A 23,139-nucleotide genomic window follows, 5' to 3' on the forward strand; every position below is an offset into this window, starting at 1 on the left:
TCGCTAGACATGCGCTTGCATGACGCTCTCCATGGCTTCCGCGTTTTGTCCGACGATGACGTGCAGGACGTTGTTGCTGATGCTGACGGCTCCGCGTGTTCCGGCGCTGGCGAGGGCGGGTTGGTCGAGCTTGTCGGGGTTGGCCAGGACGATGCGCAGGCGGCTGGCGTTGGCGGTGACCTGGCGCAGGTTGGCCGGACCGCCGAGGGCGGCCAGGAGCGCCTGGGCCTGGGCGATGTCCTGGGCGGTGGGGACGGCTCTGGCGGCGGCCGGCTGGGGCTTGGCCTGAGCTTGAGGCGCCGGGGCGCCCATGGCCGCGCGGATCTCGCCGGCGACGGTGTCGGCGATGGGGCCCAGCACCACCTGCAGGGCCTTGTCGGAAGGCCTGACGATCCCGCGCGCGCCCAGGGCCTTGAGGGCGGGCTCATTGACCCGGGCCTGGTCGGCGACGATCAGGCGAAGGCGGGTGGTGCAGGCGTCGACGCTGGCGAGGTTGGCGGCTCCGCCCAGGGCCTGGACGAAGTCGGCCCCGCGCCCGCCGCCGGTCGTGACGGCCTGGGCCGGCTGGGCCTCGTCGGCCTCGCGGCCGGGGGTCTTGAGGTCGAACCGCGCGATGGCCCAGCGGAAGAGGCCGTAATAGAGCCCGCCATAGACCAGGCCGATCGGGATCAGCCACAGCGGCCGGGTCGCCTTGCCGAAGTTGAGGACGTAGTCGAACAGGCCCGCCGAGAAGGTGAAGCCCAGCTTCACCCGCAGCACGTCCATCAGCGCCATCGAGACGCCCGTCAGCACGGCGTGGATCGCATAGAGCGCCGGGGCCAGGAACATGAACGAGAACTCGATCGGCTCGGTCACCCCGGTCAGGAACGAGGTCAGGGCCAGCGAGGCCAGCATGCCGCCGACGGCCTTTTTCTTCTCGGGCTTGGCGGCGTGGTACATGGCGAGACACGCGGCCGGCAGGCCGAACATCATCACCGGGAAGAACCCGCTCATGAACGCCCCGGCGGCGGGGTCGCCGGCGAAGAAGCGGCGAAGATCGCCGGTGGCGCCGTGATAGTCGCCGACCACGAACCAGGCGATGTTGTTGAGGATGTGGTGCAGGCCGGTGACGATCAGGATCCGGTTGAGGAACCCGTAGACCAGGAGCCCGATCTCGCCTGAGCCGACCACGGCCCGGCTGGCCGCGTCGACCCCGCCGTTGATCGCGTCATAGCCCAGGCCCAGCAGCAGGGCGATGGCCAGACCCGCCAGGCCCGAGACGATCGGCACGAACCGGCGGCCGCTGAAGAAGGCCAGATACTCGGGCAGCTTGAAGCCCGAGAAGCGGTTGTAGAACAGCCCGCCGATGATCCCCGAGACGATGCCGATCGGCACGCTGAGCTTGGCCAGAGCTTTTGCCTTGTAGGCCGCCGAGGCCAGGTCGGCGTGGGCCTGAACGAGGCCCGCCGTGACCTCGGCCGGGACGTGCAGCAGGGCCTTGGCGCCCTCGACAGCGATCAGGAAGCAGACGACGCCCGCCAGGCCCGCTGCGCCGTTGTTCTCGCGGGCCAGGCCCACGGCCACGCCGATGGCGAACAGCAAACCGAGGTTGGAGAAGATCGCGTCCCCGGCGGCGGCCACGAAGCCGATGTTCAGGAGGTCCGGCTGACCCAGGCGCAAGAGCAGGCCCGCCACCGGCAGCACCGCGATCGGCAGCATCAGGGCTCGGCCCAGCGGCTGGAGGATCTCGAGCGGAGACTTCATCGGGATCAGACTCCGAGCGTTGATTGGACAAGGCCGCGCACGGCCTCGGGCGAGGTCTGGGCCAGGGCTTGGCGGGCGAGGTCCTGGCAGGCGGCGATGTCGAGGGCGCGGACGCGAGCCTTGACCTCCGGCACGATGGCGGCTGTGGCCGAGAGCTCGGTAACCCCCAACCCCAAGAGGATCGGCGTGGCCGCCAGATCCGAGGCCAGGCCGCCGCAGACCCCGACCCAGCGGCCGTGGGCCTTCGCGCCCTGGCAGGTCTGGGCGATCATCCGCAGCACCGCCGGGTGCAGGGCGTCGATCCGGGCGGCCAGCTCCGGATTACCCCGGTCCATGGCCAGGACGTATTGGGTGAGATCATTGGTGCCGACGGAGAGGAAGTCGGCCTCGGCGGCGATCAGGTCGGCGGTCACGGCCGCGGCCGGAGTCTCGATCATCACGCCGAGCTCGACGTTGGCGGTGACCTTGAGCTCGCGCTTGGCCTCCTCCAGCACCGCGCGCACGGCGCGCAGTTCATCGAGGCTGGCGACCATCGGGACCATGATCTTGCATTGACCTTGGGGTTGGACCCGCAGGATGGCGCGCAGCTGGGTCTTGAGCAGATGCGGCCGCCACAGGCTGACGCGCACGCCGCGCAGGCCCAGCGCCGGGTTCTCCTCGGCCGGGATCGGCAGGTAGGGGGCGGCCTTGTCGCCGCCGACGTCCAGCGTGCGCACGATCAGCGGCTTGCCCTGAAGGGCGTCGGCGATGGCCTGGTACTGGCGGGCCTGCTCGTCCTCGTCGGGCGGGGTCTGGCGATCGAGGAACAGGAACTCGGTGCGCAGCAGGCCGCAGCCCTCCGCCCCGTTCTCGATCGCCGCCAAGGCGTCCTTGACCGCGCCGGTGTTGGCGAAGACCTCGATGCGGGTCCCGTCCTTCGTCACCGCCGGCTCATGGGCGGCGGCCTTGGCGGCGGCCTTGGTCGCCTGGCGCTTAGCCAGGTGCGTCTGGGCCGCCTCCAGGGCCGGAGCGTCGGGGGCCACGCGCAAGGACGCGCCGTCGGCGTCGAGGATCAGGGCGGTCCCGTCGGCGATGGAGAGGGTCGCCCCGCCCAGGGCCACCAGGGCCGGAATGCCCATGGCCGCGGCCAGGATCGCCACGTGCGAGGTCGGCCCGCCGCGCGCGGTGGCGAAGCCGGCGATGACGCCAGGATCGGCGCCCATCAGCTGCGAGGGCAAAAGCTCGTCGGCCAGCAGGATGGAGCCCGGCGGCAGGACCGCGGCCTCGTCGTCTTCACCCGCGAGCGCCTTGAGCACCTGGCGTTCGAGGTCGATCAGGTCGTCGACCCGCTCGGCCATGCGGCGATCGCCTAAGGCCCGCAGCGCCTCGACATAGCCGCGCACCGCCGATCGCCAGCCAAAGCCGGCGCTCTTGCCCGCCGCCATCAGGCTCTTGGCTTGTCCGAGCAGTTCGGGGTCGTCCAGGAACGCCAGGTGGGCGGCGAGGATCGCCTTGCGGGCCTTGTCGCCCTTGGACGCGTTGGCTTCCAGGCGGGCGCGGACCTTGTCCAGGGCGGCCGTCAGAGCCGTCTCTTCCGAAGCCACGCCCTGCCCGTCCTCGCGCACGGCGATGTCGGACGAGGCCAGGCGCACGGCCTTGCCGATCGCCAGGCCCGGCGCGGCCAAGACGCCCTTCAGCACCCCGTCCGCCGGCAGAGCGGCGGGGGCCAGGGGCGCCTCAACAACAGCTTGCTTCGGCGCGGGCGCGGCGGTCTTGGCGGGCACGGGAGCCCCCTCGCCCATGCCGCTCTCGATCAGCGCGGCGATCGCGGTGATCGCGGCCTCCGCATCAGCGCCCGAGGCCAGCACCTGAATCGCGTCGCCGTGGCGCGCGGCCAGGGCCATCAGCCCCACCGGGCTCTTGGCGCTGGAACGGCGCTCGCCCACGGCCAGCGCCGTCTCGGCGGTAAAGGTCTTGGCCAGTTCGGCGATCCTCGCCGCTGGTCGCGCGTGGATCCCGTGCATCAAGGGCACCGTCACCGCGCGGGCGATCTCTTTGGACGTGTTCGAGGCGGCCGAGGTCGCCGCACCGGCCACTGGACGTAGCTCCATCAGGAACCCGCCGGCCTCCACGGCTACATCCTGATCGCGGCGCACGATCTCGAAGGCTTCGGGATTGGTGATGACCACCGGGGTGATCAGGCTCTTGGCCCGCTGGGCCAGTAGGTCCAGGTCGAAGCGGATCAGCACCTCGCCGGCCCTCACCGCCTGGCCCTCGCGCACGCAAGCCTCAAAGCCCTCGCCGCCCAGCGCCACCGTCTCCAGCCCCACATGCATCAGGATCTCGGCGCCCGCCTCCGAGCGCAGGGTCACCGCGTGACCCGCCCGATGCGCCGAGATCACCACCCCGTCGCACGGCGCCAAAAGCTCCCCGCCCAACGGATCGATCGCCACCCCGTCACCCAGCATCCGACCCGCGAACACCGCGTCCGGAACCTCCGACAACGACGCAATCCAGCCACTCAGGGGCGAAGACAACACCAATGCCGACATCTGAATCGCCCCCCTTCCGCCGCGCTCCGACGACGGAGAGACACTACATTCCATTTTAATACCATTTGGCAAGGCCACTTTTGCCTTTCGGCATGACCACTATTGCTAAGCTCGCAAAATAGCCAATATACAGGGACAAATCGGCGCGACGGGGGTATGAAGCGTTGACATCCGCCGACGGATAATCGGACTCATATTGGTATCCGACGGTTCGGCCGCCGGGGTCACGCAACCGCAGGAGGCGGAGAAGTGTCTCTTTCCCAGCGCATAGGCTTCGCCCACGGGGCGGTTTCTGCGCCTCTATATCTCCAGCTGCAACGCGCTCTGCGCGAGGCGATCCAGCTGAAGGTGCTGAGTCCGGATGACGCCCTGCCCCCCGAGCGGGACATGGCCGACGACTTCAACGTCTCGCGCATCACCGTCCGCAAGGCGCTTGAAGGCCTGGTCAACGAGGGCCTGCTGACCCGCCGCCAGGGCGCGGGCACCTTCGTCGCCGCCCGGGTCGAGAAGAACTTCTCGAAGCTGACCTGCTTCACCGAGGACATGATCTCGCGCGGCCGCCTGCCGCACAGCGAATGGATCACCCGGGCCGAGGGCGCGGTGACGCCGGAAGAGGCCCTGATGCTGGGCGTCTCGCCCAACACGCCGGTCTATCGCTTCCACCGCATCCGCTTCGCCGACGGCGCGCCGATGGCCGTGGAGTACACGACGATCGCCGCCTTCGCCCTGCCCTCGCCCGAGGTGGTCAAGGACTCGCTCTACGAGGCCATGGCCGCGCACGGGCATCGTCCGGCCCGAGCGCTTCAACGTCTGCGCGGCGTACTGATCAATCGGGAGCACGCCGCGCTGCTGGGCGTGAAACCCAAGGACGCGGGCCTGCTGGTCGAGCGCCGCGGCTTCCTGAAGGACGGCCGGGCCGTCGAGATCTCCCATTCCTACTATCGCGGCGACGCCTACGACTTCGTCGCCGAACTGAACGACGCATCCTGACCGGCGTTCGCGCGCTGGCATGTTTCAAAGGACCACGAGCTTGGAGGCGACTGTCTTGACCCGTCCTGAAGGCCCCACGTCGGGGCGGCTGGCGCCGGAAAGCACCAAGATGTTCGCCGAGGCCAGCCAAGGCGCGGCCGTGGCGAAGGCGCTGCTGGCCGCCAACGCCGAGCGGGTCGCGGCCCTGGCCGAGCGCCTGCGGGCCAATCCGCCCCGCGTCGTGGTGACCTGCGCGCGCGGCAGCAGCGACCATGCCGCGACCTTCGCCCGCTACCTGATCGAGACCAAGGCCGGGGTGCTGACCTCGTCGGTCGGCCTGTCGGTCAGCTCGGTCTACGACGCCTCGCCCAATCTGGAAGGCGCGCTGTGCCTGGCCGTCTCGCAGTCGGGCAAGAGCCCCGATCTGCTGGCGGCGGTGACGGCGGCCAAGGCCGCCGGCGCCTACGCCGTGGCCCTGGTCAATGTCGAGGACTCCCCGCTGGCCCAGTTGGCCGACGCCGTGATCCCGCTGCACGCGGGCCCCGAGCTGTCGGTGGCGGCCACCAAGTCCTATATCGCCGCATTGGTCGCGGTGACCCAGCTGATCGCCGCCTGGACGGAGGACGCCGAACTGACGGCCGCCCTCACGGACCTGCCCGCCGCGCTGGAGCAGGCCTGGAACCTGGACTGGTCGGCGGCCGGCCAGCGCCTGGAGACGGCGACGAACCTCTATGTGCTGGGCCGCGGCGTCGGCTTCGGCGTGGCGCTGGAGGCGGCCCTGAAGTTCAAGGAGACCTGCGGCCTGCACGCCGAGGCCTTCAGCGCCGCCGAGGTGCTGCACGGCCCGATGGCCCTGGTGAAGGACGGCTTCCCGGCCCTGGTCTTCGCCCAGAACGACGAGAGCCGCCAGAGCGTCGAGGACATGGCCAAGGGCCTGAAGGCGCGCGGCGCCGACGTGTTCCTGGCCGCGCCCGGCAAGGCGGGCGACGACCTGCTGCCGACCCTGAAGGCCCATCCGGTCCTGGAGCCGATCCTGATGGTCCAGAGCTTCTACCGCATGGCCAACGCCCTGTCGGTCGCGCGCGGCTACGATCCCGACAGCCCGCCCCACCTCAACAAGGTCACCGAAACCGTCTGATGCCAGTCGCGTTCATCAACGGCCGCGTCCTGACGCCGGCCGGTCTTGTCGACGGCCAGGCCGTTCTCGTCGAGGGCGGCAAGGTCGCCGCTCTGGTTCCGATGGCGCAGGTTCCGACCGGGGCCGAGCGCCAGGACCTGGCCGGCCGCCTGCTGGTCCCGGGCTATATCGACACCCAGGTCAATGGCGGCGGCGGGGTGCTGTTCAACGACGCCCCGACCGTCGAGACCATCGCCGCCATCGGCGCGGCCCACCGGACCTATGGCACGACCGGCTTCCTGCCGACCCTGATCAGCGACGATCTCGACGTGGTCGACAAGGCCCTGCGCGCCACCGAAGCGGCCATTGAGCAGGGCGTCCCCGGCGTGCTGGGCGTCCACATCGAGGGCCCGTTCCTGAACCCCAAGCGCAAGGGCATCCACGACGAGGCCAAGTTCCGGGTCCTCGACGAGGCGGCGATCGCCCTGCTCTCGTCGCTGAAGCGCGGCAAGCTGCTGCTGACCCTGGCGCCGGAGCGAACCACGCCCGAGGTCATCGCGCGCCTCTCCAAGGCCGGGGTGATCGTCGCGGCTGGCCACACCAACGCCCGCTACGAGACCATGCGCCAGGCCATCGACCATGGCCTGACCGGCGCCACCCACCTTTTCAACGCCATGTCGCCCCTGACCAGCCGCGAACCCGGCGTCGTCGGAGCGGTGCTGGAAGACCAGACGGTCGTCGCCGGCATCATCGTCGACGGCCGCCACGTCGATCCGGTCACCTTGAAGATCGCCCTGCGCGCGCGCCCGCTGGACCGGTTCATGCTGGTCACCGACGCCATGCCGACCGTGGGCATGGTCGACAAGCGGTTCACGCTGCAAGGCCGCCAGATCACCGTCCGTGACGGGGTCTGCGTCGACGATAACGGCACCCTGGCGGGCTCGGACCTCGACATGGCCGCCGCCGTGCGCAACGCGGTCGCCATGCTGGGCCTGTCGCTGGAGCAGGCTGTGATGATGGCCTCGGCCGCCCCCGCCGCGTTCCTGGGCTTGGCCCATCAGCGCGGCGCCATCGCCCCCGGCCTCGCCGCCGACTTCTGCCTGCTAGACGACGATCTCAACGTCGCGAAAACCTGGATCGACGGGAAGGAAACCCATGTCCGGAAAGAGCCTGCTCCCGTCTAGACGCGTTCTGGCGCTGGCCCTGGCGCTATCCCTCGGATCGGCCGGACTGGTGAGCGCCCAGTCCGCGTCGGACCTGCTGGCCAAGGTCGATCCGTTCGTCGGCGTCGACGGCGGCGGCGTCACCGGCGGCAACACCGTGCCCGGCGCCGGCGCACCGTTCGGCTTCGTGTCGCTGAGCCCCGACACCACCAACGCCGACACCAACGGCTACGACTCCAAGAGCCCGATCATGGGCTTCAGCTATACTCATGTCAGCGGCACGGGCGGCTCGGGCAAGTACGGCAACTTCCGGGTCACCCCGACCGTCGGCCCGCTGCGGGTCAACCACCTGCACTACGGCAAGAAGGACGAACAGGCCTCACCCGGCTACTACGCGGTGGGCCTGGGCAACAGCGACGCCGAGCGGATCAAGGTCGAGCTGACGGCCTCGCGCCAGGTCGGCTTCCAGCGCCTGACCTATCCCGCGGTCGCCGAAAGCAACCTGATCTTCGACGTCAGTTCGGTGATCGCCATGCGGGGCCGGGGCCAACGCGTGCGCCTGGCCAAGGTCGAGCTGATCGACGACCACACCCTGGCCGGCGAGGTCACGGTCGAGGGCGGCTGGAACCCGACGCCCTACACCCTCTATTTCCACGCGGTCACCGACCGTCCGGCCAAGGCGTTCGGGGCCTGGAAGGCGGGTCAGGGCTGGATGGAGACCAAACCCGGCGCTGGCCGCTGGGAAGGCGGCGTGCAGGTCAGGAGCGCGGCCAACCGCCAGGGCCTGATGATCGAGTACGACACCGAGCGCGAGTTTTCCAACCGCCTCGGCACCTATCTGACCTTCGACACGACGAGCAACCGCCAGGTCCAGATGAAGCTGGCCGTGTCGTTCGTCAGCGCCGACAAGGCCCGCGCCAATCTGGCCGAGGAGATGCCCGGCTGGGACTTCGACGCCTATCACGCGGCGACGGCGGCGCAGTGGTCGGACGCGCTGGCCAAGATCAAGGTCGAGGGCGGCACGGACGAGCAGCAGCGGATCTTCTATTCGGCGCTCTACCGCGCGCACACCATGCCGCACGACCTCAGCGGCGAGAATGTCTGGTGGAAATCCGACGAGCCGCACTACGAGGACTTCTACACGCTGTGGGACACGTTCCGGACGCTGCATCCGCTGCTGACGGTGATCCAGCCCCAGCGCCAGCGCGACATGATCCGGTCGCTGGTCGACACCTATAAGCACACCGGCTGGATGCCCGACTCCCGCATCGCCGGGGCCAACGGCATGACCCAGGGCGGCTCGAATGGCGACATCCTGATCGCCGACGCGGTGACCAAGAAGCTGGGCGGCTTCGACGTCAATCTGGCCTATGAGGCGATCCGCAAGAACGGCGAGGTCGACAGCGACCAGCCCTTCCTGCAGGGCCGGGTTCTGAAGGACTATCTGAAGCTGGGCTATGTCCCCTTCACCGAGACCCGCTCGGCTTCCCGCACCCTGGAATACGCCTATGACGACTACGCGATCGGCGTGGTCGCTAGGGCCCTGGGCAAGACCGAGGACGCCAAGCGCTACATCGCCCGGAGCGGCAACTGGAAGAACATCTGGGACGACAGTCTCGGCTGCGTGCGCCCCCGCTATCCGAACGGCGAGTGGGTCGAGAACTACAGCTGCACCTATGAGTATCCCGACAGGTCAGGGCCCTGGTGGGACGCGGTCTTCTACGAGGGCAACTCGCTGCAGTACTCCAGCTACGTTCCGCAGGACGTGGCGGGGCTAATGGTCAAGAGCGGCGGGCCCGAAGGCTTCGTCAAATGGCTGGATCACCTGTTCGACGGCCACTATTCGCAGGGCAACGAGCCGGACCTTCTGGCGCCGTACCTGTACATCCACGCCGGACGCCCGGATCGGACCGACGAGATCGTGCGCGGCCTGATGGCCAAGCACTATCGCCTCAGCCGTACGGGCCTGCCCGGCAATGACGACGCCGGCGCGATGTCCAGCTGGTACGTGTGGAACGCAATGGGGCTCTACCCGAACGCGGGCCAGCCCTACTACTACATCGCCTCGCCAGTGTTCTCGCGGAGCGCAATCGCGCTAGAGGGCGGCAAGACGTTCGAGGTCCGAGCGCCGACGACTTCGGAGGCCAACCGCTATGTCACCGGGGCCAAGCTGAACGGCAAACCGCTGGACCGCGCCTGGATCAGCCACGACGAGCTGGCCAAGGGCGGCGTACTGGAGCTGACGATGGGCCCGACGCCCACCGGGTGGGCCAGCCGCTTTACGCCCCCGCCGAACGGCCTCTGAAACTTCAGTAGTGAGCCTTAAGCTCCAGCGACACCGTCCGGGGCCGCTGGGGTGTGGTCTGGCGGCCTAGTCTCAGGCTGAACGGATTGCCGTAGGCGAAGGTGTCGCCGTGGCCGTCGAACAGGTTGTCGACCGCCAAGCCGACGCTCAGTCGCTCGGACTGGACCCTCACCGCCGCGCGGGCGGTGACATAGTCGCCCATGGTCGGCGCCGTGGTGGCGTCGAAGCTGAGACGCGAACGCCCGACATAGCTGACACGCGCGTCCGTCCCCAGTCGCCAATCGCCGATGAGCGGACGCTCATAGCTGGCGCCCAGCGCGAAAGCCTGCTTCGGCACGCCCGCCAGGCCAAGGTCCTTGCGTCCCGGGAAGGCGGGATTGACCGTCTCCAGCTCAGGCGTGTTGACCAGGAAACTGGCGTCCAGTCGCAGCGGTCCGGCGACATAGGTCGCCTCGCCCTCGAGGCCGATGTTCCGCCCGTCCCCGAGATTAGCGGTATAGGCCAACCCCGAAGGCAGCAGTTGATCGCTCTGGATAGCCTTCCAGAGCGCCAGGAATACCGCGCCGCGAAGCCGCAGACGCCCCTCCATTAGGCTGGTCTTGGCGCCGGCCTCGAAGCTCCAGAGATCATCGCCGTCGTAGGCTCGCTGCGGCTCCCCCCCGGTCGTCAAGAAAGGCTGGTTGGGGATAAGGGCGGTGTTGAAGCCGCCGGCGCGGTAGCCCTCCGTGGCCTGCACGTAGACCAGCGTTTTCGAAGTCGGCTGGAAGGACAGCACCGCCTTCGGCGCGAAGCCGACATAGTCCTGGCTGTCGCGGAAGGCCGTGGTCGCGCCCAGCGACGAGGCCTTACTGGACGCCTGAGAGCGGATGGAGAACAGGCGACCGCCCAGGGTCACGCTCCAGCCGCGCCCCAGGTCGCCGATAGCCTCGCCGAAGAGCGCGGCCTCCTCCAGGATGTCCCGGCGATGCTCGGTCGCCAGCAAGATGTTCGGGGATGTAATCGCGAGAAGGTCGCCGTCGCGCCGTTGCCGGGTACGCGCCAGGAAGGCGCCGACCTGCCACTGGATTCGAGCGCGATCGTCGGACGAGAGGGACGCATCGATTATGGTCGCGCCGACATGGTTGTCGTCGTCGAAGGCTATCGCCGCTCCCGCCGGCCCGGCGACCGGCGGCGCGGCGCTGGCGTCGTAGCGACTGGCGATGTCGTGACCTACCCACGCCACGGTGACCTTGGCCTTTACCGTTCCGATCAGGCCGCTCGCGCCCAAATGGCCTTCCAGGAAGTCGTTGTCGTGCGGTTCGGCCACTTGGTTGCGACGGGCGAAAGAGCCATCGGCCGGCATCGCATATTGCGTATCGTCAGACGCGATCGCCTGGGTCGCGAATCCCATGTCTCCGGTCCAGCCCCCGCCCAACTGGGCGCGGAATGCGGCGCGGACGCCCAATCGCCGTGTCCGGTTCACATCGTCGCGACCCTGGCCGGGATCATCGATATAACCACCTTGCCGGTCGGCATAGGCGACAAGACGCATGGCGGCGCGCCCGTCCAGCAGTGGGAGGTTGATCATCCCTGAGACCTGCCCCCCGGGCTCGCCCCCACGCAGGCTCGAAACGGATGCGGCGGCCCAGGCGTCGAACGCCGTTGGGTCGGGACGGTGCGTCGTGAACTGGAGGACTCCGCCAAGCGACCCAGCGCCATAGAGCGCGCCTTGCGGGCCGCGCAGCACCTCGACCTGCGCGATGTCGAGCATCAGCAGGTCGGGATTGGGCGCGTTGTAGGTCAGGCGCACGTCATCGAGATGGATGCCGACCATCGACTGGGTCTGGCCAGTCAACGGACCGTCCGACAGACCCCGTAGGATCACCTTGTCACGGCCGGGCCCAAGGTTGGTGACGGTCATGACCGGCATGACCGCCGCCAGGTCGTTGGTGTCGCGAACGCCTTGCGCGGCGGCGGCGCGTTCATCCAAGACGCTGACCGAATAGGCCAACCGGTCGGCCAGGGTTGGCCGTCGCGTCGCGACGACGACCAGTTCCGACAAGGGCGCGAGCGGAGGCTCGACTTCGCGAACCTGGACAACAGGCGCGAGCGGCTTCGCGGTCGGCTTCGGCGCGGGGACGATCTGGTAGGCGCGGGCGTCGATCCGGCGGAGCTCGCAGCCCGTGTCCCGCAAGAGCGCTCGCAGTACGGCTTCGGACGATCCGCGCCCGGAAAAGCCGCGCGATGGCCCGCAGCCCTGCGTCGCGCTGGCGTCGATCGAGACCCGGGCCTGCAGGGCGAAAGCCGTCGCGACCTGTCTCAGCGGCCCGGGCGGAATCGCGAAGACCGTCTGGGTTTCGGCGCGCGCGACCGCTGGCGTGAGCATAAGCCCCATCGCCGGGGCGAGCCAAACGCGACGCCACGCACCGATCCGCAAATCACCCCTCCCCGACGATCAGGGCGTCACCTTAGGATGATTTCCTCGCCCGAACGATCCACCCGCAGCGACGCATAGGTCGCCAGCAGGCGGACGGCGGCGTCTTCGTTGTCCAGCGCGATGACGCCGGAGAAGCGGCGGTTGGCCGCCTCGGGCGTGATGCGGATCGGCGTCGCGAAGCGGCGGTTCAGGTCGGCGACGATGTCGGCGAGCGTCTCGTTGTCGGCGACCAGCTGGCCTTGCGACCAGGCGAAGGCGTCGCTGGCCTGGACGCGGCGGACCTGGGCGGTGTCAGAACCCTGCATGTGGCGCAGCTCCTGGCCTACCGTGAGGCGGGTCGGCGCCTGGCCCTTGGCGTCGCGCTGGGCGACCTCGACGATCCCTCGGCGCACGGTCACCCGGACGCTGCGACCGTCGTTGCGGATGTTGAACTCGGTGCCCACCACCCGCACGGCCTGGTCGCCCACGCCGATCAGGAACGGACGCGAGGAATCCTTGGCGACGTCGAAGCTGGCCTGGGCCAAGCCCATCTCGACCCGGCGCGCCTTCCAGCCCAGCCGCACGCTGAGCTTGGAGCCGCCGTCCAGGGTGATGTGGGTGCCGTCGGCCAGATCGATGCGACGCGTCTCGCCGGGTTTGGTCTCGTAGGTGACCAGCGCGCCTTGCGAAGCGTTCCACAGCGCGGCGCCGCCGATCATCACCGCCAGCGACGCGGCGATGGCTCCGCCGATCCAGGCGCGACGCGGCGCGGCGGTCGGCTTACGCCTGGCGGCGGGGAAGCTGATCACATTGTCGGCTGGCTGCGTCAGTCCGGCCGCGATTTCGTCTCGCCGTTCCGTCAGGTCGGCGACGATCAGCTCGGCCTCCTCGAAGGCCTCTTGCCGTACAGGCGAGCCCTCCAGCCAGTCGGTGAGGGCCATCCAGTCGTCGGCCGTCGCCGCGTCGGACTGGACGCGGATCAGCCACGCGACCGCTTCGTCGCGTAGGCCCTCCTTCGTCTCGTGTGTCCGATCGCTCATCCGACTTCGCCGTGTTCCGGAAGGCGTTTAGCCTCCCTGTTCGCCCCAAAGACGCCACAAACCGTCGGGCGCCTCAAAAGAATTTCAGCCGCCCCGCTCATGGCCACCGCCCGACCTTGGCGACGATCAGCTTGAGGCTGCTCATCATGTACTTCTCGACGCTGGAGCGGGACACGCCCATGGCCGCCGCCGTCTCGGCGTGGCTGAGCCCCTCCAGCTTGTGGAGGCGGAACGCCTCCTGGGCGGCGGGCGGCAGCGCCTTCACCGCCTCCAGGATCTTCTCCAGCTGCTGCTTGGCGGCGGCGGCCTGATCGGCGGGGGCCTCGTTGGCGACATGCGCGCCACCCACGTCGGAGACATGGGCGCCGTGCCACTGGGCGTCGCGCGCCTCGGCCCGACGGCGCACCTTGATGCGGTCCAGCATCAGGTTCGCGCCCAGCCGGAACAGATAGGCCGCGGGGTTGTCCACCGTCTCGGCGGGCGGCGGCGTGATCTTGAAATAGATATCCTGAACCAGATCCTCGGCCGCCTCGTCCGAGCGCAGGCGCACCCGGAAATAGCGAACCAGGTCCTCGCGCCGCTCCATATAGGCGGAAAGCAGGGGATGGACGGGTTCGTCGTCCAAGGCGCGGCGGCGCTCCTCAAGGCGGGCGTCGAGAATCCGACCCCTGCGACAATCTTTCCGAACCGAAAGCGCCGCGCAACAGCCGAAAGCATTGAGGCGCCCCGACGAGAGCGTCGTCCTTGCCGGTCGAAGGGCGCGATGAGGCGCCGCCGGGCTGGGAGATCGCCTTGCTGGAAGTGACGATGATGAACGACGGGGCGCGTGTCGGCAGCCTGCGTTTCGACGCCGACCGGGTCCGCCGCTTCACCTCGGTCGAGCCGCGGGTGATCTCGATCCACCATCACTTCCGCCCCGAACGGAAGCGCGTGGAGGCCTATATCGAGAGCACCTACGCCGAGGCCTATAACGGCACCATCCGCGCCCACTACCCCACGCTGATGAGCGTGCAGGACGGTCACGGCGAGATCCACGCCGCCGTCGGCTTCCGCCTGGCCGGCGACGAGCCCCTGTTCCTCGAGCGCTATCTCGACGATCCGATCGAGCAGGCTTTGAGCAGCGCGACGGGCGCCGCGGTCCAGAGGGCCGACGTCGCCGAGATCGGCAACCTGGCCTCGCGCAGCGCCGGCGCATCACTTTTTCTGTTCATGGCGCTGGCTCGTCATCTGGACCAGGGCGGCTGCGACTATGCGGTCGCCACGGCCACGCGCCAGCTGCGCCGCACCTTTGGCCGCGTCGGCTTCCTCACCCGCCGCCTGACGACAGCCGACCCCGCCCGCCTGGGCGAGGAGGCTCGCGACTGGGGCGGCTACTACGAGCGCGATCCGGAAGTGCTGGCCGGCGCCATCGCCCCGGCCCTGGAGCCCCTGGCCCAACTGCTGCTGGTCGAGCCCCCCGCCATCCCCGGCGCCTGCTCGCGCCTTCATCCCCAGATCGGAGCCGACCAATGAGCCGCGTCCTCGCCGCCATCGCCCAGCGCGCCCGCCTCGACGACGGCGCCATCGCCCTGAGCGACCACCGCCTGTCGTTCACCTACGGCGCGCTGGAAACCGCGATCGAGACCGCCGCCCGCGAGCTCTTGCAATGGGCCCCGCTGGTGTGTCCCGGCTCGCCGGTGGCCATCCGCCTGCCCAACGGCCCGGCCTGGGTGATCCTGGACCTCGCCTTGACGCGTCTGGGCTGGACGTCCCTGCCCCTGCCCGGCTTCTTCACCGACGAGCAGCGCCAGCACGCCATGGCCGACGCCGGCGCGAGCCTGCTGATCGAGGCCGCCAGGGCGGTCCACGGCGACATCGACCTGGCCGGCGTCGCGCTGCGGGTCACCCCGTTGGCCCTGGCGCCGCGCGTCCTGCCCAAGGGCACCGCCAAGATCACCTACACCTCCGGCTCGACGGGCCAGCCCAAGGGCGTCTGCCTGTCGCGGGAGCACATGGAGGCCGTGGCCGCCTCGCTGGTCCTGACCATCGGCGCCGACTACGCGGGCACGCACCTGCCGCTGCTGCCGCTGTCGATCCTGCTGGAGAACGTCGCCGGTCTCTACACGACCCTGCTGGCGGGCGGCCGCTACCACATCCTGCCCGCCGACCAGCTGGGCTTGGCCGACCCGTTCCGGCCGGACCTCCCGCGTCTCGCCGCCGCGATCGCCGAGGAAGGCGCGAGCAGCCTGATCCTGGTGCCGGAGCTGCTGCGCGCCCTGATGATGGTCATGACCTTCACCGGCGTGCGCCTGCCCGCCCTGAAGCTGGTCGCGGTCGGCGGCGCCAAGGTCTCCCCCTCGCTGCTCAGCCGCGCCGACGATCTGGGCCTTCCGGTCTACGAGGGCTACGGTCTCAGCGAATGCGCGTCGGTGGTCGCCCTGAACACCCCGGCCCACCGCAAGGCTGGAACCGTCGGCCGTCCCCTGCCCCACCTGGGCGTGACCATCGACGACGGCGAAATCATCGTCGAGGGCTCCGGCTTCCTCGGCTACGCCGGCGGCGCGACGCACGAGGGTCCGGTCCGCACCGGCGACCTCGGCGCGATCGACGCCGACGGCTTCCTGGGCATTTCGGGCCGCCGCACCAACACGATCATCACCTCGCATGGCCGCAACGTCGCGCCCGAATGGGTCGAGAGCGAACTGACCGCCCAGCCCGAGATCCGCCAGGCCGTGGTGCTGGGCGAGGCCCAGGCCGAGCTCTCGGCGCTGATCGTGCCCCTGATCCCCGGCATGGACGAGGCGGCGATCGCCTCCGCCGTCGCCCGCGCCAACGCCAACCTGCCGCCCTACGCCCAGGTCGGCCGCTGGCTGGTCCGCGACGCCTTCGACGCGGCCGCGGGCGAACTCACCAACAACGGACGCCCCCGTCGCGCCGCGCTCAGCGCCCGCCACCGGGACTTCATGGAAACCTCGACGACAGGAGACTTCGCGTGACCTTTTACCAACGCCTCGTGGCCGAGACGATCGACGGGCAGATGGCCCTGGCCTCGGTCCCGCAAATCCAGGACGGCCTGATGGGCCGCATCTCGCGCGAGACCTACATCGCCTACCTGACCGAGGCCTATCACCACGTGAAGCACACCGTGCCGCTGATGCAGACGGCGCGGGCGCGGATGGACGAGAACCACCAGCGTTTCGTCGAGGCCCTGAACGAGTACATCGCCGAGGAGACTGGCCACGAGCACTGGATCCTGGCCGACATCAAGCACTGCGGCGGCGACATGGCCGCGGCGCGCGACGCCGCTCCCGGCGCTGCCACCCAGGCCATGACCGACTACGCCTACGACTACATCCGCGAGGCCAATCCGATGGGCTTCTTCGGCATGGTCTTCGTGCTGGAGGGCACCAGCGTGAAGCTGGCGACCCACGGCGCCGAGGCGGTCGCCAAGAACCTGGGTCTCGGCCCGGAGTGCTTCAGCTACCTGACCTCGCACGGTTCGCTGGACCTGGAGCACCTGCATTTCTTCGAAAACCTGATGAACGAGGTCGAGGATCCCGCCGACCAGGCGGCGATCATCGAAGTCGCCAAGGCGATCTTCGAGCGCTTCGCCGCCATGTTCCGCTCGATCCCGCACGTCCGCGAGGTGGCCCATGCTTGATCGAAAGAGCGTTCTGATCACCGGCGCCTCGGGCGGCTTGGGCGGCTTGGTGGCGCGTCAGCTGGCGGCCGAAGGCGCGCACGTCACCGCCCTGGGTCGCTCGCGGCCGGACGGCGTCGACGGCTTCCTACGACACGACCTCGCCACGCCCGAAGGGCTGGAGGCGGCCGTGGCGGCGGTCAAGGGTCGTCACTGGGACATCCTGATCAACCTGGCCGGCGTCCAGCACTTCGGCCCGATCGAGGAAGAAAGCGCCGCCGACCTGCAGGCCGGCTACATGGTCAACCTGGTCGCGCCGGTCCGTCTGGCCCAGGCGGTGCTGCCGGGCATGAAGGCCCGAGGCAAGGGCCAGATCGTCAACATCGGCTCGATCTTCGGCTCGATCAACTTCGCCCACTTCGCCACCTATTCCAGCGCCAAGGCCGGCCTGCGCGGCTTCAGCCAGGCGCTGCGCCGCGAGACCGCCGGCACCGGCGTGGACGTGACCTATGTCGCCCCGCGCGCCGTGCGCACGGCGATGGTCTCGGACCGGGTGCTCGAGTACGCCAAGATCACCCAGATGAACATCGACGCGCCCGAAGCCACCGCGCGCCGCATCGTCCAGGCGATCCGCGCCCGTCGCCGCGACGTCTATCTGGGCTTCCCCGAAGCCTTCTTCGTCCGCCTCAACGCTCTGCTGCCGGGCCTCGTCGACCGCGCCCTCGCGGCCAACGACCGCAAGGCCGCGCGGCTGTTCGCCCGCTGATCAAGGAAATCGCCATGACCAAGACCAACACCCTGTTCGCCCTCGGCCTGGCCGGCGCCCTGCTGGCCGGCGCGGCCCACGCCGACGCCCTGGACGGCCGCATCGACGCCCTGGCGCGCGGCTGGGCGCACGCCAATTACGAGATCACCGACAAGGGCGCCCAGGCCGTCGCCGCCGCCCAGGTCGCGGCCGAGGCCGAGGCCCTGGCGCGTCAGAACCCCAACCGCGCCGAGCCGCTGGTCTGGGAAGCCATCGCCAAGGCGACCGAGGCGGGCGCCAAGGGCGGCCTGGGCGGTCTGGCCCTGGCCAAGGAATCCAAGTCGCTGCTGGAGCAGGCCGAGAAGATCAACCCCGCCGCCCTCGGCGACGGCTCGGTCTATACCAGCCTCGGCTCGCTCTACGCCCAGGTGCCCGGCTTCCCGGTCGGCTTCGGCGACGCCGGCAAGGCGCGCGGCTACCTGCAGAAGGCGCTGGCCGTGAACCCGAACGGCGTCGACTCCAACTTCTTCTACGGCGACTTCCTGTTGCGCCAGAAGGACTATGCCGGCGCTACCCAGGCCCTGCGGAAGGCCCTCGCCGCCCCCGCCCGTCCCGGCCACGAAGTCGCCGACAAGGGGCGCAAGGCCCAGGCCCAGGCGCTGCTGACCGAAGCCCAGGCCAAGCTCCGCTAGCGACGCAGGGCGAAACCCACGTACACCGTGCGCGGCGCCGAGAAGCTGGTCACGCCGTCGGCCGTCTGGGCGACGGCGAGATCCGCGTTCAGGGCGTTGTCGGCCGCCAGGTAGATCTCGCTGGTCGGCGACAGCGCCCAGCCGGCGCGAAGGTCGAGGCTCGTCCCGGCCTTCAGCACGCGCTGGTTCAGGTCGTCCTCGTAGCGCTTGCTCTCATAGCCTAGGTCGGCGTCGAAACTTAGCCGCGCCAGCGGCGTCCATCGCGCCCCGGCGGTGACCGTCAGGGCCGGGGCCTGCGCCGGGCGCTTGTCGGTCAGTTGCGGCGCGAGGCTCCCCCCGTCCACCCGCGCGTGGGTCGCCGAGAAGGCCGCGCGAACCGTCCAGGCGCGCGACAGATCGGCGTCGATGTCGCCCTCCAGACCATAGGCGTTGATCTCGCCCGCGTTGCGCCTCTGGCGCAGCACGCCGCCGGCCGGGATGAAGCCCGCCACCGGGAAGGTCCCCGGGCCGACGCCGATCGTCACGTTGGTGATCGGATCCTGGACCTGGTTGTAGAACAGCCCGAGGCTCCACTTCACCGCCCCCTCGCTCGAGAGCCCGGTCTCGACGCCGTACAGCGTCTCGGGCTTCAAGGCGGCGTTGGCCTCGGTCACGTCATTGCCCACGCGGAACGGCCGGTGCAGCTCGTTGAGCGTCGGCGGACGGAACCCGGCATAGACGGCGGCGCGGATCCAGGTGTCGCCGGCCAGGCGCTGGCGGACGCCGGCGCGCGCTGTCGGCGTCGTGCCGGAAGCGTCGGCGACGGGCGCGTCGAGGGTCAGCGCCCCGGTCGCGGCGTCTCGCTCGCGCCGCACGCCATGATACGAGCGCCAGCCGTCCAGCCGCGCCCCACCGGTTAGCGAGAAGTCCGGTTGGCTGTAGCTCGCCTCGGCATAGACCCCGCCGACCAGCGCGCGGCCGCCCGCCGTGCGCTGCCGCGTGAACGCCCCGTTCTGGTAGCGGAACAGCTCATGGGTCCGTCCTTCGGTCGCGCGGACGTCGCCACCCAGTTCCCAGGACCAGTCGTTCGACTTGCCCTGCCAGGCGGCGTTCAGGCCATAGCCGCTGGCGGGCGTAGAGTACTGGTCATTGGCCGGCGTTGTCCCCGTCCGACCAGCCGCCACGGCCGCCGAAGTGTTCTCCAGATCGCTTGATCGCGCCCAGGCCTGAACGCGCCAGCTTTCGCTCGCCAAGGTCAGGGCCAGCGAGGTTCCCGTGGCGTTGGACCTGGCGCCGAGCAGGCCCGCGCCGCGCTTCTCCTGGAACGCGCCGAGCCGCGCGGCCCAGCGCACGCCGCCGGCCTCGCCTTGTACGCGGGCGGCGATCGAGCCGTCCTCCAATGTCGTCGGGACGTCGGCCGCGCCCGCCGCCGCGCCGCGGACGGGGCGATAGCCGTCGGTGCGCGAGCCGCTGGCGGTCAGCAGCAGGTGGTCGGTTCCGAAGGTCCCCGCGCCACGCCAACTGTCGCGCTGGCCGCCTTGGAGGGTCAGGCTGGAGAGGCCACCGCCGGCCGCGCGCTCGCGTAGGGCGACGACGCCCGTGAGCGCGCCCGCGCCATAGGGTCCCGCCCCCGCGCCGCGCACGATGGTGGCGCCGGACAGGCCCTCGCCGGGCAGAGCGGTCCAGATGACCCAGCCGCCGAACGGATCGTTCTGCGGCGCGCCGTCCAGCGTCACCAGCGCCCGCCCCGCGCCCGACGGCGCGACCGCGCGGAGGGACAGCCCCTGGATGGTCGGATTGGCCGCGTCGCTGCCCGTGCGCCGGAACAGCGACACCCCTGGCGTTGTCTTCAGGACATCGTCGAGCCGCGCCGACGCGCCGAGCTGGGCGGCGTCATAGGTCGCGGTGGAAAAAGCCTCCCGCCCCGCCAGCGGCGGCAGTCTCGGCGCCTCGATAACGACGGCGGAGACTTGGGGCGGCGGGGCGTCGAAAAGCACGGAGACCTCGGGATTACGAACGGCCAGGGTTTAGCCAAAGCCCCGGCCGCCCGCCATCGTTCCGCTAGGCCAGGGCTTTCTTGTAGAGCGCCAGGAGATTGCTCCACGCCGTTTCGGCGGCGGCCTCGTTGTAGACTTGGCTTCCCTTGACCGTCCAACCGTGGTTGGCCCCCTCGAAGACCTCGACCTGGGCGGGCAGCTTGGCGGCGGCGAAGGCGGCCTTCAGCTTGTCCTTCACGGTCGGGTCCTGCTTGTCGTCGTTATCGGCGATCTCGATCAGATAAGCCGCCTTGGTCCTGGGCAGCAGCAGGTGCGGGCTGTCGGGCTTGTCCGTCAGCAGCCCGCCGCCATGGAACGAGGCCACCGCGCCGATGCGACCGGGCACGGCGGCGGCGGTCTGGAACGACAGCGGGCCGCCCATGCAATAGCCCTGCACGCCGGCCTTCCTGGCCTTGTTGGTCTGGGGCTGGGCGTCGAGGAAGGCGAGATAGGCGACCGCGTCCTTGGCCGTGCCTTCGGGCGTGACCGTGGCGCGCATCGGCGTCAGCTTGGCCCGGTCCTCGGGATTGGCGAAATTGAAGCTGCCCTGGATCACCGGCGCCTTCTGGACGCGGTAGTATAGGTTGGGGACCAGCACCACATAGCCCTCGGCGGCCAGGCGGCGGCCCATGTCGCGGAACACTGGCCGCAGGCTCATGACGTCGGGCCACAGCAGCACGGCCGGGAACTTGCCCTTGGCCTTGGGATAGAACAGCGCCGCGTCGGCGGTCCCGTCCGGCGTCTTGATCTCGACGTCCTTCTCCTCGACCTTGTCGTCGGCGCGCGCGACCGTCGCGACGCCCGTTAGGGCGACCGTCATCAGGCCGAAGGCGCGACGGGAAACGCTGGGGTCGTGCACGAGGCCTTGGTGGATATCGTCATCGCACATGGCGGTCTCCTCCGGATGATTTTGGCGGGCACGCTATAACCGCGTTCTCCGTTCGCCTATCCACTTTACGTAGCAGGTCAGGCGCCGGACGCGTAGGTCGCCTTGCCGGGCAAAAGCAGGTCCTGCTTGCGGCCGTCGCACAGGGCGTAGCTGAAGCCGGACTGGATCGCCCAGGCCCCAACCTCGCCCTTCTTGTTGATTGCCAGGAACCCGACCTGGATGTCCTTGGCTTGAGATTTCTTCTTCAGGATGCGCTCGACGGCCTCGCGGCAGGCGGCCTCGGGCGAGCGGCCCTGGCGCATCAGCTCGACCACCAGGAAGCTGCCGACATTACGGATCACCTCCTCGCCCACGCCGGTCGAGGTGGCGCCGCCAACCTCGTTATCGACATAGAGGCCCGCGCCGATGATCGGACTATCCCCCACCCGGCCGCGCATCTTCCAGGCCATGCCGCTGGTCGTGCAGGCGCCGGCGATGTTCCCCTTGGCGTCGATCGCCAGCATGCCGATGGTGTCGTGGTTGCCCGCCCCGCCCGGCGCGCCGAGTTGGCCCGTGGTCTTGCCGTAGTCGCCGACCTCGCTGTTGGCCTTGGGCTGGTACTTGGCCTCCTTCTTCCAGGCCTCCCAGGCGGCCTTGGACTCCGGCGTCAGCAGCTCCTCGCGCGGAAAGCCCTGCTCCAGGGCGAACTGCAGCGCGCCGGCGCCGACCAGCATCACGTGGGGCGTCTTCTCCATGACGCGGCGGGCGACCGAGATCGGGTGGGCGATGTGCTCCAGGGCGGCGACCGCGCCGCAGTTGCCCAGCTCGTCCATGATGCAGGCGTCGAGCGAGACATGGCCATCGCGGTCAGGATAGCCGGCCCGGCCGACGCTGTGGTTCTTGAGGTCCTGCTCGGGCACGCGCGCCCCGGCTTCGACGGCGTCCAGCGCGCGACCGCCCTTGGACAACACCGCCCACGCGGCCTGGTTGGCGGCGACGCCGAAGTCCCAGGTCGAGATCACACAAGGCCCGTCCAGGCGAACGCCCTCGCCCGCCGCCGATGCTCGCCCGCTGATCATCGCTGATCCAACGAGGGTGGCGCCGATCAGGCCTCTACGATTCATCATGCCGGTGTGCTCCAAGAAGACCGCCGAATCCGTAACACGGCCGGAGAGAGACGATGACGACCGCCAATAGTCTCGAAAAAAGGCGCGTATTGCTGGAAGTCTGTGTCGATACGCCCGACGGATTGGCGGCGGCGATCGCCGGCGGGGCGGATCGGATCGAACTTTGCGCGGCCCTGACGCTGCAGGGCCTGACCCCCGCGGCGGGCCTGATGGCCCTGGCTTCGAAAGCGCCGATCCCGGTCTATCCGATGATCCGGCCGCGCAACGGCGACTTCTGCTACGACGCGCGCGACCTAGACGCCATGAAGCGCGATATCGACGCCGTGCGCACCTACGGCCTGTCGGGCGTCAGCATTGGCGCCAGCCGGCCGGACGGCGAGCTCGACCTCGAGGTGCTGGGCGCCTTGGTGGAACACGCGAGGGGCCTGGGCCTGACCCTGCACCGCGCCTTCGACCTGGTGGCCGACCAGTCGGCGGCGCTGGAGATCGCCATCGAAATGGGCTTCGAGCGCGTGCTGACCTCGGGCGGCGAGACCAGCGCTCTGGTCGGCGCCGATCGGATCGCCGCCCTGGTCGCGCAGGCCAAGGGCCGGATCAGCATCCTGGCCGGCGCGGGCGTGCGGGTTTCGAACGTGGCCGATCTCGTCCGAAGCACCGGCGTGCGCGAGGTCCACGGCTCGTTCGGCGGGCCGCGCCCCGGGGCGGACCCGGCCTCGAAGCTGGGCGCGATGGGCTTCGTCCCGCCCACTTTGCAGGACACCGACGAGGCCACCGTGGCCGAGGTCGCGCGGATCCTGCGCGGCCTCTGAG

18 protein-coding genes are annotated in these 23,139 nt (G+C 69.8%); 10 read left to right on the top strand and 8 right to left on the bottom strand.

Features of this window, described 5'->3' with window-relative positions; all coding sequences use genetic code 11:
- Nucleotides 1-3: 3 nt before the first annotated feature.
- Together nagE and ptsP are read right to left on the bottom strand one after the other, a co-directional pair.
- On the bottom strand, nucleotides 4-1,743 hold the full coding sequence (nagE, locus tag CSW60_RS05320; RefSeq protein ID WP_099536256.1) for an N-acetylglucosamine-specific PTS transporter subunit IIBC: 1,740 nt from the start codon (nucleotides 1,741-1,743) through the stop codon (nucleotides 4-6).
- Between the two features lie 5 nt (nucleotides 1,744-1,748).
- The gene (ptsP, locus tag CSW60_RS05325; protein ID WP_099537554.1) at nucleotides 1,749-4,280 is read right to left on the bottom strand and encodes a phosphoenolpyruvate--protein phosphotransferase; all 2,532 of its coding nucleotides are present in this window, start codon (nucleotides 4,278-4,280) and stop codon (nucleotides 1,749-1,751) included.
- A 189-nt stretch (nucleotides 4,281-4,469) separates the two neighbouring features.
- On the opposite strand from ptsP, the gene CSW60_RS05330 reads away from it, so the two are divergent.
- Genes CSW60_RS05330 through CSW60_RS05345 form a run of 4 tightly spaced genes read left to right on the top strand, consistent with a single transcriptional unit; the run spans nucleotide 4,470 to nucleotide 9,828 of the window.
- The gene (locus CSW60_RS05330) at nucleotides 4,470-5,264 is read left to right on the top strand and encodes a GntR family transcriptional regulator (protein ID WP_236634258.1); all 795 of its coding nucleotides are present in this window, start codon (nucleotides 4,470-4,472) and stop codon (nucleotides 5,262-5,264) included.
- Between the two features lie 40 nt (nucleotides 5,265-5,304).
- Nucleotides 5,305-6,381 carry an SIS domain-containing protein gene (locus CSW60_RS05335; protein WP_099536258.1) on the top strand — a complete coding sequence of 359 codons (1,077 nt, stop codon included), beginning with the start codon at nucleotides 5,305-5,307 and terminating at the stop codon, nucleotides 6,379-6,381.
- Nucleotides 6,381-7,544, top strand: coding sequence for an N-acetylglucosamine-6-phosphate deacetylase (gene nagA, locus CSW60_RS05340; protein ID WP_099536259.1), 1,164 nt, complete (start codon nucleotides 6,381-6,383; stop codon nucleotides 7,542-7,544). Before CSW60_RS05335 ends, nagA begins: the two co-directional genes overlap by 1 nt.
- Complete coding sequence (locus tag CSW60_RS05345) at nucleotides 7,516-9,828, top strand: GH92 family glycosyl hydrolase (RefSeq protein WP_099536260.1); 2,313 nt, start codon at nucleotides 7,516-7,518, stop codon at nucleotides 9,826-9,828. The genes nagA and CSW60_RS05345 overlap by 29 nt, the downstream gene beginning before the upstream one ends.
- A 4-nt stretch (nucleotides 9,829-9,832) precedes the next feature.
- Here CSW60_RS05345 and CSW60_RS05350 read toward each other — a convergent pair whose 3' ends face one another.
- The 3 genes from CSW60_RS05350 to CSW60_RS05360 form a co-directional block, all read right to left on the bottom strand.
- A complete protein-coding gene (locus CSW60_RS05350) occupies nucleotides 9,833-12,193 on the bottom strand; it encodes a TonB-dependent receptor (RefSeq protein ID WP_236634217.1) in 2,361 nt (786 codons plus the stop codon).
- 77 nt (nucleotides 12,194-12,270) lie between these two features.
- Nucleotides 12,271-13,263 carry a FecR domain-containing protein gene (locus CSW60_RS05355; RefSeq protein WP_099536262.1) on the bottom strand — a complete coding sequence of 331 codons (993 nt, stop codon included), beginning with the start codon at nucleotides 13,261-13,263 and terminating at the stop codon, nucleotides 12,271-12,273.
- Nucleotides 13,264-13,360: 97 nt separating this feature from the next.
- The gene (locus tag CSW60_RS05360) at nucleotides 13,361-13,888 is read right to left on the bottom strand and encodes an RNA polymerase sigma factor (protein WP_099536263.1); all 528 of its coding nucleotides are present in this window, start codon (nucleotides 13,886-13,888) and stop codon (nucleotides 13,361-13,363) included.
- Between the two features lie 119 nt (nucleotides 13,889-14,007).
- Between CSW60_RS05360 and CSW60_RS05365 the strand changes: the two genes are divergently transcribed.
- The 5 genes from CSW60_RS05365 to CSW60_RS05385 are packed head-to-tail and all read left to right on the top strand — an operon-like array spanning nucleotide 14,008 to nucleotide 18,319.
- The gene (locus CSW60_RS05365; protein WP_236634218.1) at nucleotides 14,008-14,775 is read left to right on the top strand and encodes a thermostable hemolysin; all 768 of its coding nucleotides are present in this window, start codon (nucleotides 14,008-14,010) and stop codon (nucleotides 14,773-14,775) included.
- The gene (locus tag CSW60_RS05370; protein WP_099536264.1) at nucleotides 14,772-16,238 is read left to right on the top strand and encodes an AMP-binding protein; all 1,467 of its coding nucleotides are present in this window, start codon (nucleotides 14,772-14,774) and stop codon (nucleotides 16,236-16,238) included. The genes CSW60_RS05365 and CSW60_RS05370 overlap by 4 nt, the downstream gene beginning before the upstream one ends.
- Complete coding sequence (locus CSW60_RS05375) at nucleotides 16,235-16,903, top strand: TenA family transcriptional regulator (RefSeq protein WP_236634219.1); 669 nt, start codon at nucleotides 16,235-16,237, stop codon at nucleotides 16,901-16,903. Before CSW60_RS05370 ends, CSW60_RS05375 begins: the two co-directional genes overlap by 4 nt.
- Nucleotides 16,896-17,648 (top strand): SDR family NAD(P)-dependent oxidoreductase, encoded by a 753-nt coding sequence (locus CSW60_RS05380; RefSeq protein WP_099536265.1) that lies wholly within the window; start codon nucleotides 16,896-16,898, stop codon nucleotides 17,646-17,648. Before CSW60_RS05375 ends, CSW60_RS05380 begins: the two co-directional genes overlap by 8 nt.
- Nucleotides 17,649-17,662: 14 nt before the next feature.
- Nucleotides 17,663-18,319 carry a hypothetical protein gene (locus CSW60_RS05385; RefSeq protein ID WP_099536266.1) on the top strand — a complete coding sequence of 219 codons (657 nt, stop codon included), beginning with the start codon at nucleotides 17,663-17,665 and terminating at the stop codon, nucleotides 18,317-18,319.
- Here the strand turns inward: CSW60_RS05385 and CSW60_RS05390 are convergent.
- The 3 genes from CSW60_RS05390 to CSW60_RS05400 all read right to left on the bottom strand — a co-directional run bounded on the left by CSW60_RS05390 (nucleotide 18,316) and on the right by CSW60_RS05400 (nucleotide 22,329).
- Nucleotides 18,316-20,295 (bottom strand): TonB-dependent receptor, encoded by a 1,980-nt coding sequence (locus CSW60_RS05390; RefSeq protein ID WP_099536267.1) that lies wholly within the window; start codon nucleotides 20,293-20,295, stop codon nucleotides 18,316-18,318. The two genes, CSW60_RS05385 and CSW60_RS05390, sit on opposite strands and share 4 nt — an antisense overlap.
- A 64-nt stretch (nucleotides 20,296-20,359) precedes the next feature.
- Nucleotides 20,360-21,223 carry a dienelactone hydrolase family protein gene (locus CSW60_RS05395; RefSeq protein ID WP_099536268.1) on the bottom strand — a complete coding sequence of 288 codons (864 nt, stop codon included), beginning with the start codon at nucleotides 21,221-21,223 and terminating at the stop codon, nucleotides 20,360-20,362.
- A gap of 77 nt (nucleotides 21,224-21,300) precedes the next feature.
- Complete coding sequence (locus CSW60_RS05400; protein ID WP_099536269.1) at nucleotides 21,301-22,329, bottom strand: N(4)-(beta-N-acetylglucosaminyl)-L-asparaginase; 1,029 nt, start codon at nucleotides 22,327-22,329, stop codon at nucleotides 21,301-21,303.
- A gap of 53 nt (nucleotides 22,330-22,382) precedes the next feature.
- Here CSW60_RS05400 and CSW60_RS05405 point away from each other — a divergent pair, with 53 nt between their 5' ends.
- On the top strand, nucleotides 22,383-23,138 hold the full coding sequence (locus tag CSW60_RS05405; RefSeq protein WP_099536270.1) for a copper homeostasis protein CutC: 756 nt from the start codon (nucleotides 22,383-22,385) through the stop codon (nucleotides 23,136-23,138).
- Nucleotide 23,139 lies beyond the last annotated feature (1 nt).

The organism is Caulobacter sp. X (assembly GCF_002742635.1).
GTDB lineage: Bacteria > Pseudomonadota > Alphaproteobacteria > Caulobacterales > Caulobacteraceae > Caulobacter.

Excerpts from the sequence above, each read along its gene's own strand:
- nagE (WP_099536256.1), bottom strand. The coding sequence starts at position 1,743 with ATGAAGTCTCCGCTCGAGATCCTCCAGCCGCTGGGCCGAGCCCTGATG.
- nagA (WP_099536259.1), top strand. The coding sequence starts at position 6,381 with ATGCCAGTCGCGTTCATCAACGGCCGCGTCCTGACGCCGGCCGGTCTT.
- CSW60_RS05345 (WP_099536260.1), top strand. The coding sequence starts at position 7,516 with ATGTCCGGAAAGAGCCTGCTCCCGTCTAGACGCGTTCTGGCGCTGGCC.
- CSW60_RS05350 (WP_236634217.1), bottom strand. The coding sequence starts at position 12,193 with ATGCTCACGCCAGCGGTCGCGCGCGCCGAAACCCAGACGGTCTTCGCG.
- CSW60_RS05355 (WP_099536262.1), bottom strand. The coding sequence starts at position 13,263 with ATGAGCGATCGGACACACGAGACGAAGGAGGGCCTACGCGACGAAGCG.
- CSW60_RS05370 (WP_099536264.1), top strand. The coding sequence starts at position 14,772 with ATGAGCCGCGTCCTCGCCGCCATCGCCCAGCGCGCCCGCCTCGACGAC.
- CSW60_RS05380 (WP_099536265.1), top strand. The coding sequence starts at position 16,896 with ATGCTTGATCGAAAGAGCGTTCTGATCACCGGCGCCTCGGGCGGCTTG.
- CSW60_RS05385 (WP_099536266.1), top strand. The coding sequence starts at position 17,663 with ATGACCAAGACCAACACCCTGTTCGCCCTCGGCCTGGCCGGCGCCCTG.
- CSW60_RS05395 (WP_099536268.1), bottom strand. The coding sequence starts at position 21,223 with ATGTGCGATGACGATATCCACCAAGGCCTCGTGCACGACCCCAGCGTT.
- CSW60_RS05400 (WP_099536269.1), bottom strand. The coding sequence starts at position 22,329 with ATGATGAATCGTAGAGGCCTGATCGGCGCCACCCTCGTTGGATCAGCG.
- CSW60_RS05405 (WP_099536270.1), top strand. The coding sequence starts at position 22,383 with ATGACGACCGCCAATAGTCTCGAAAAAAGGCGCGTATTGCTGGAAGTC.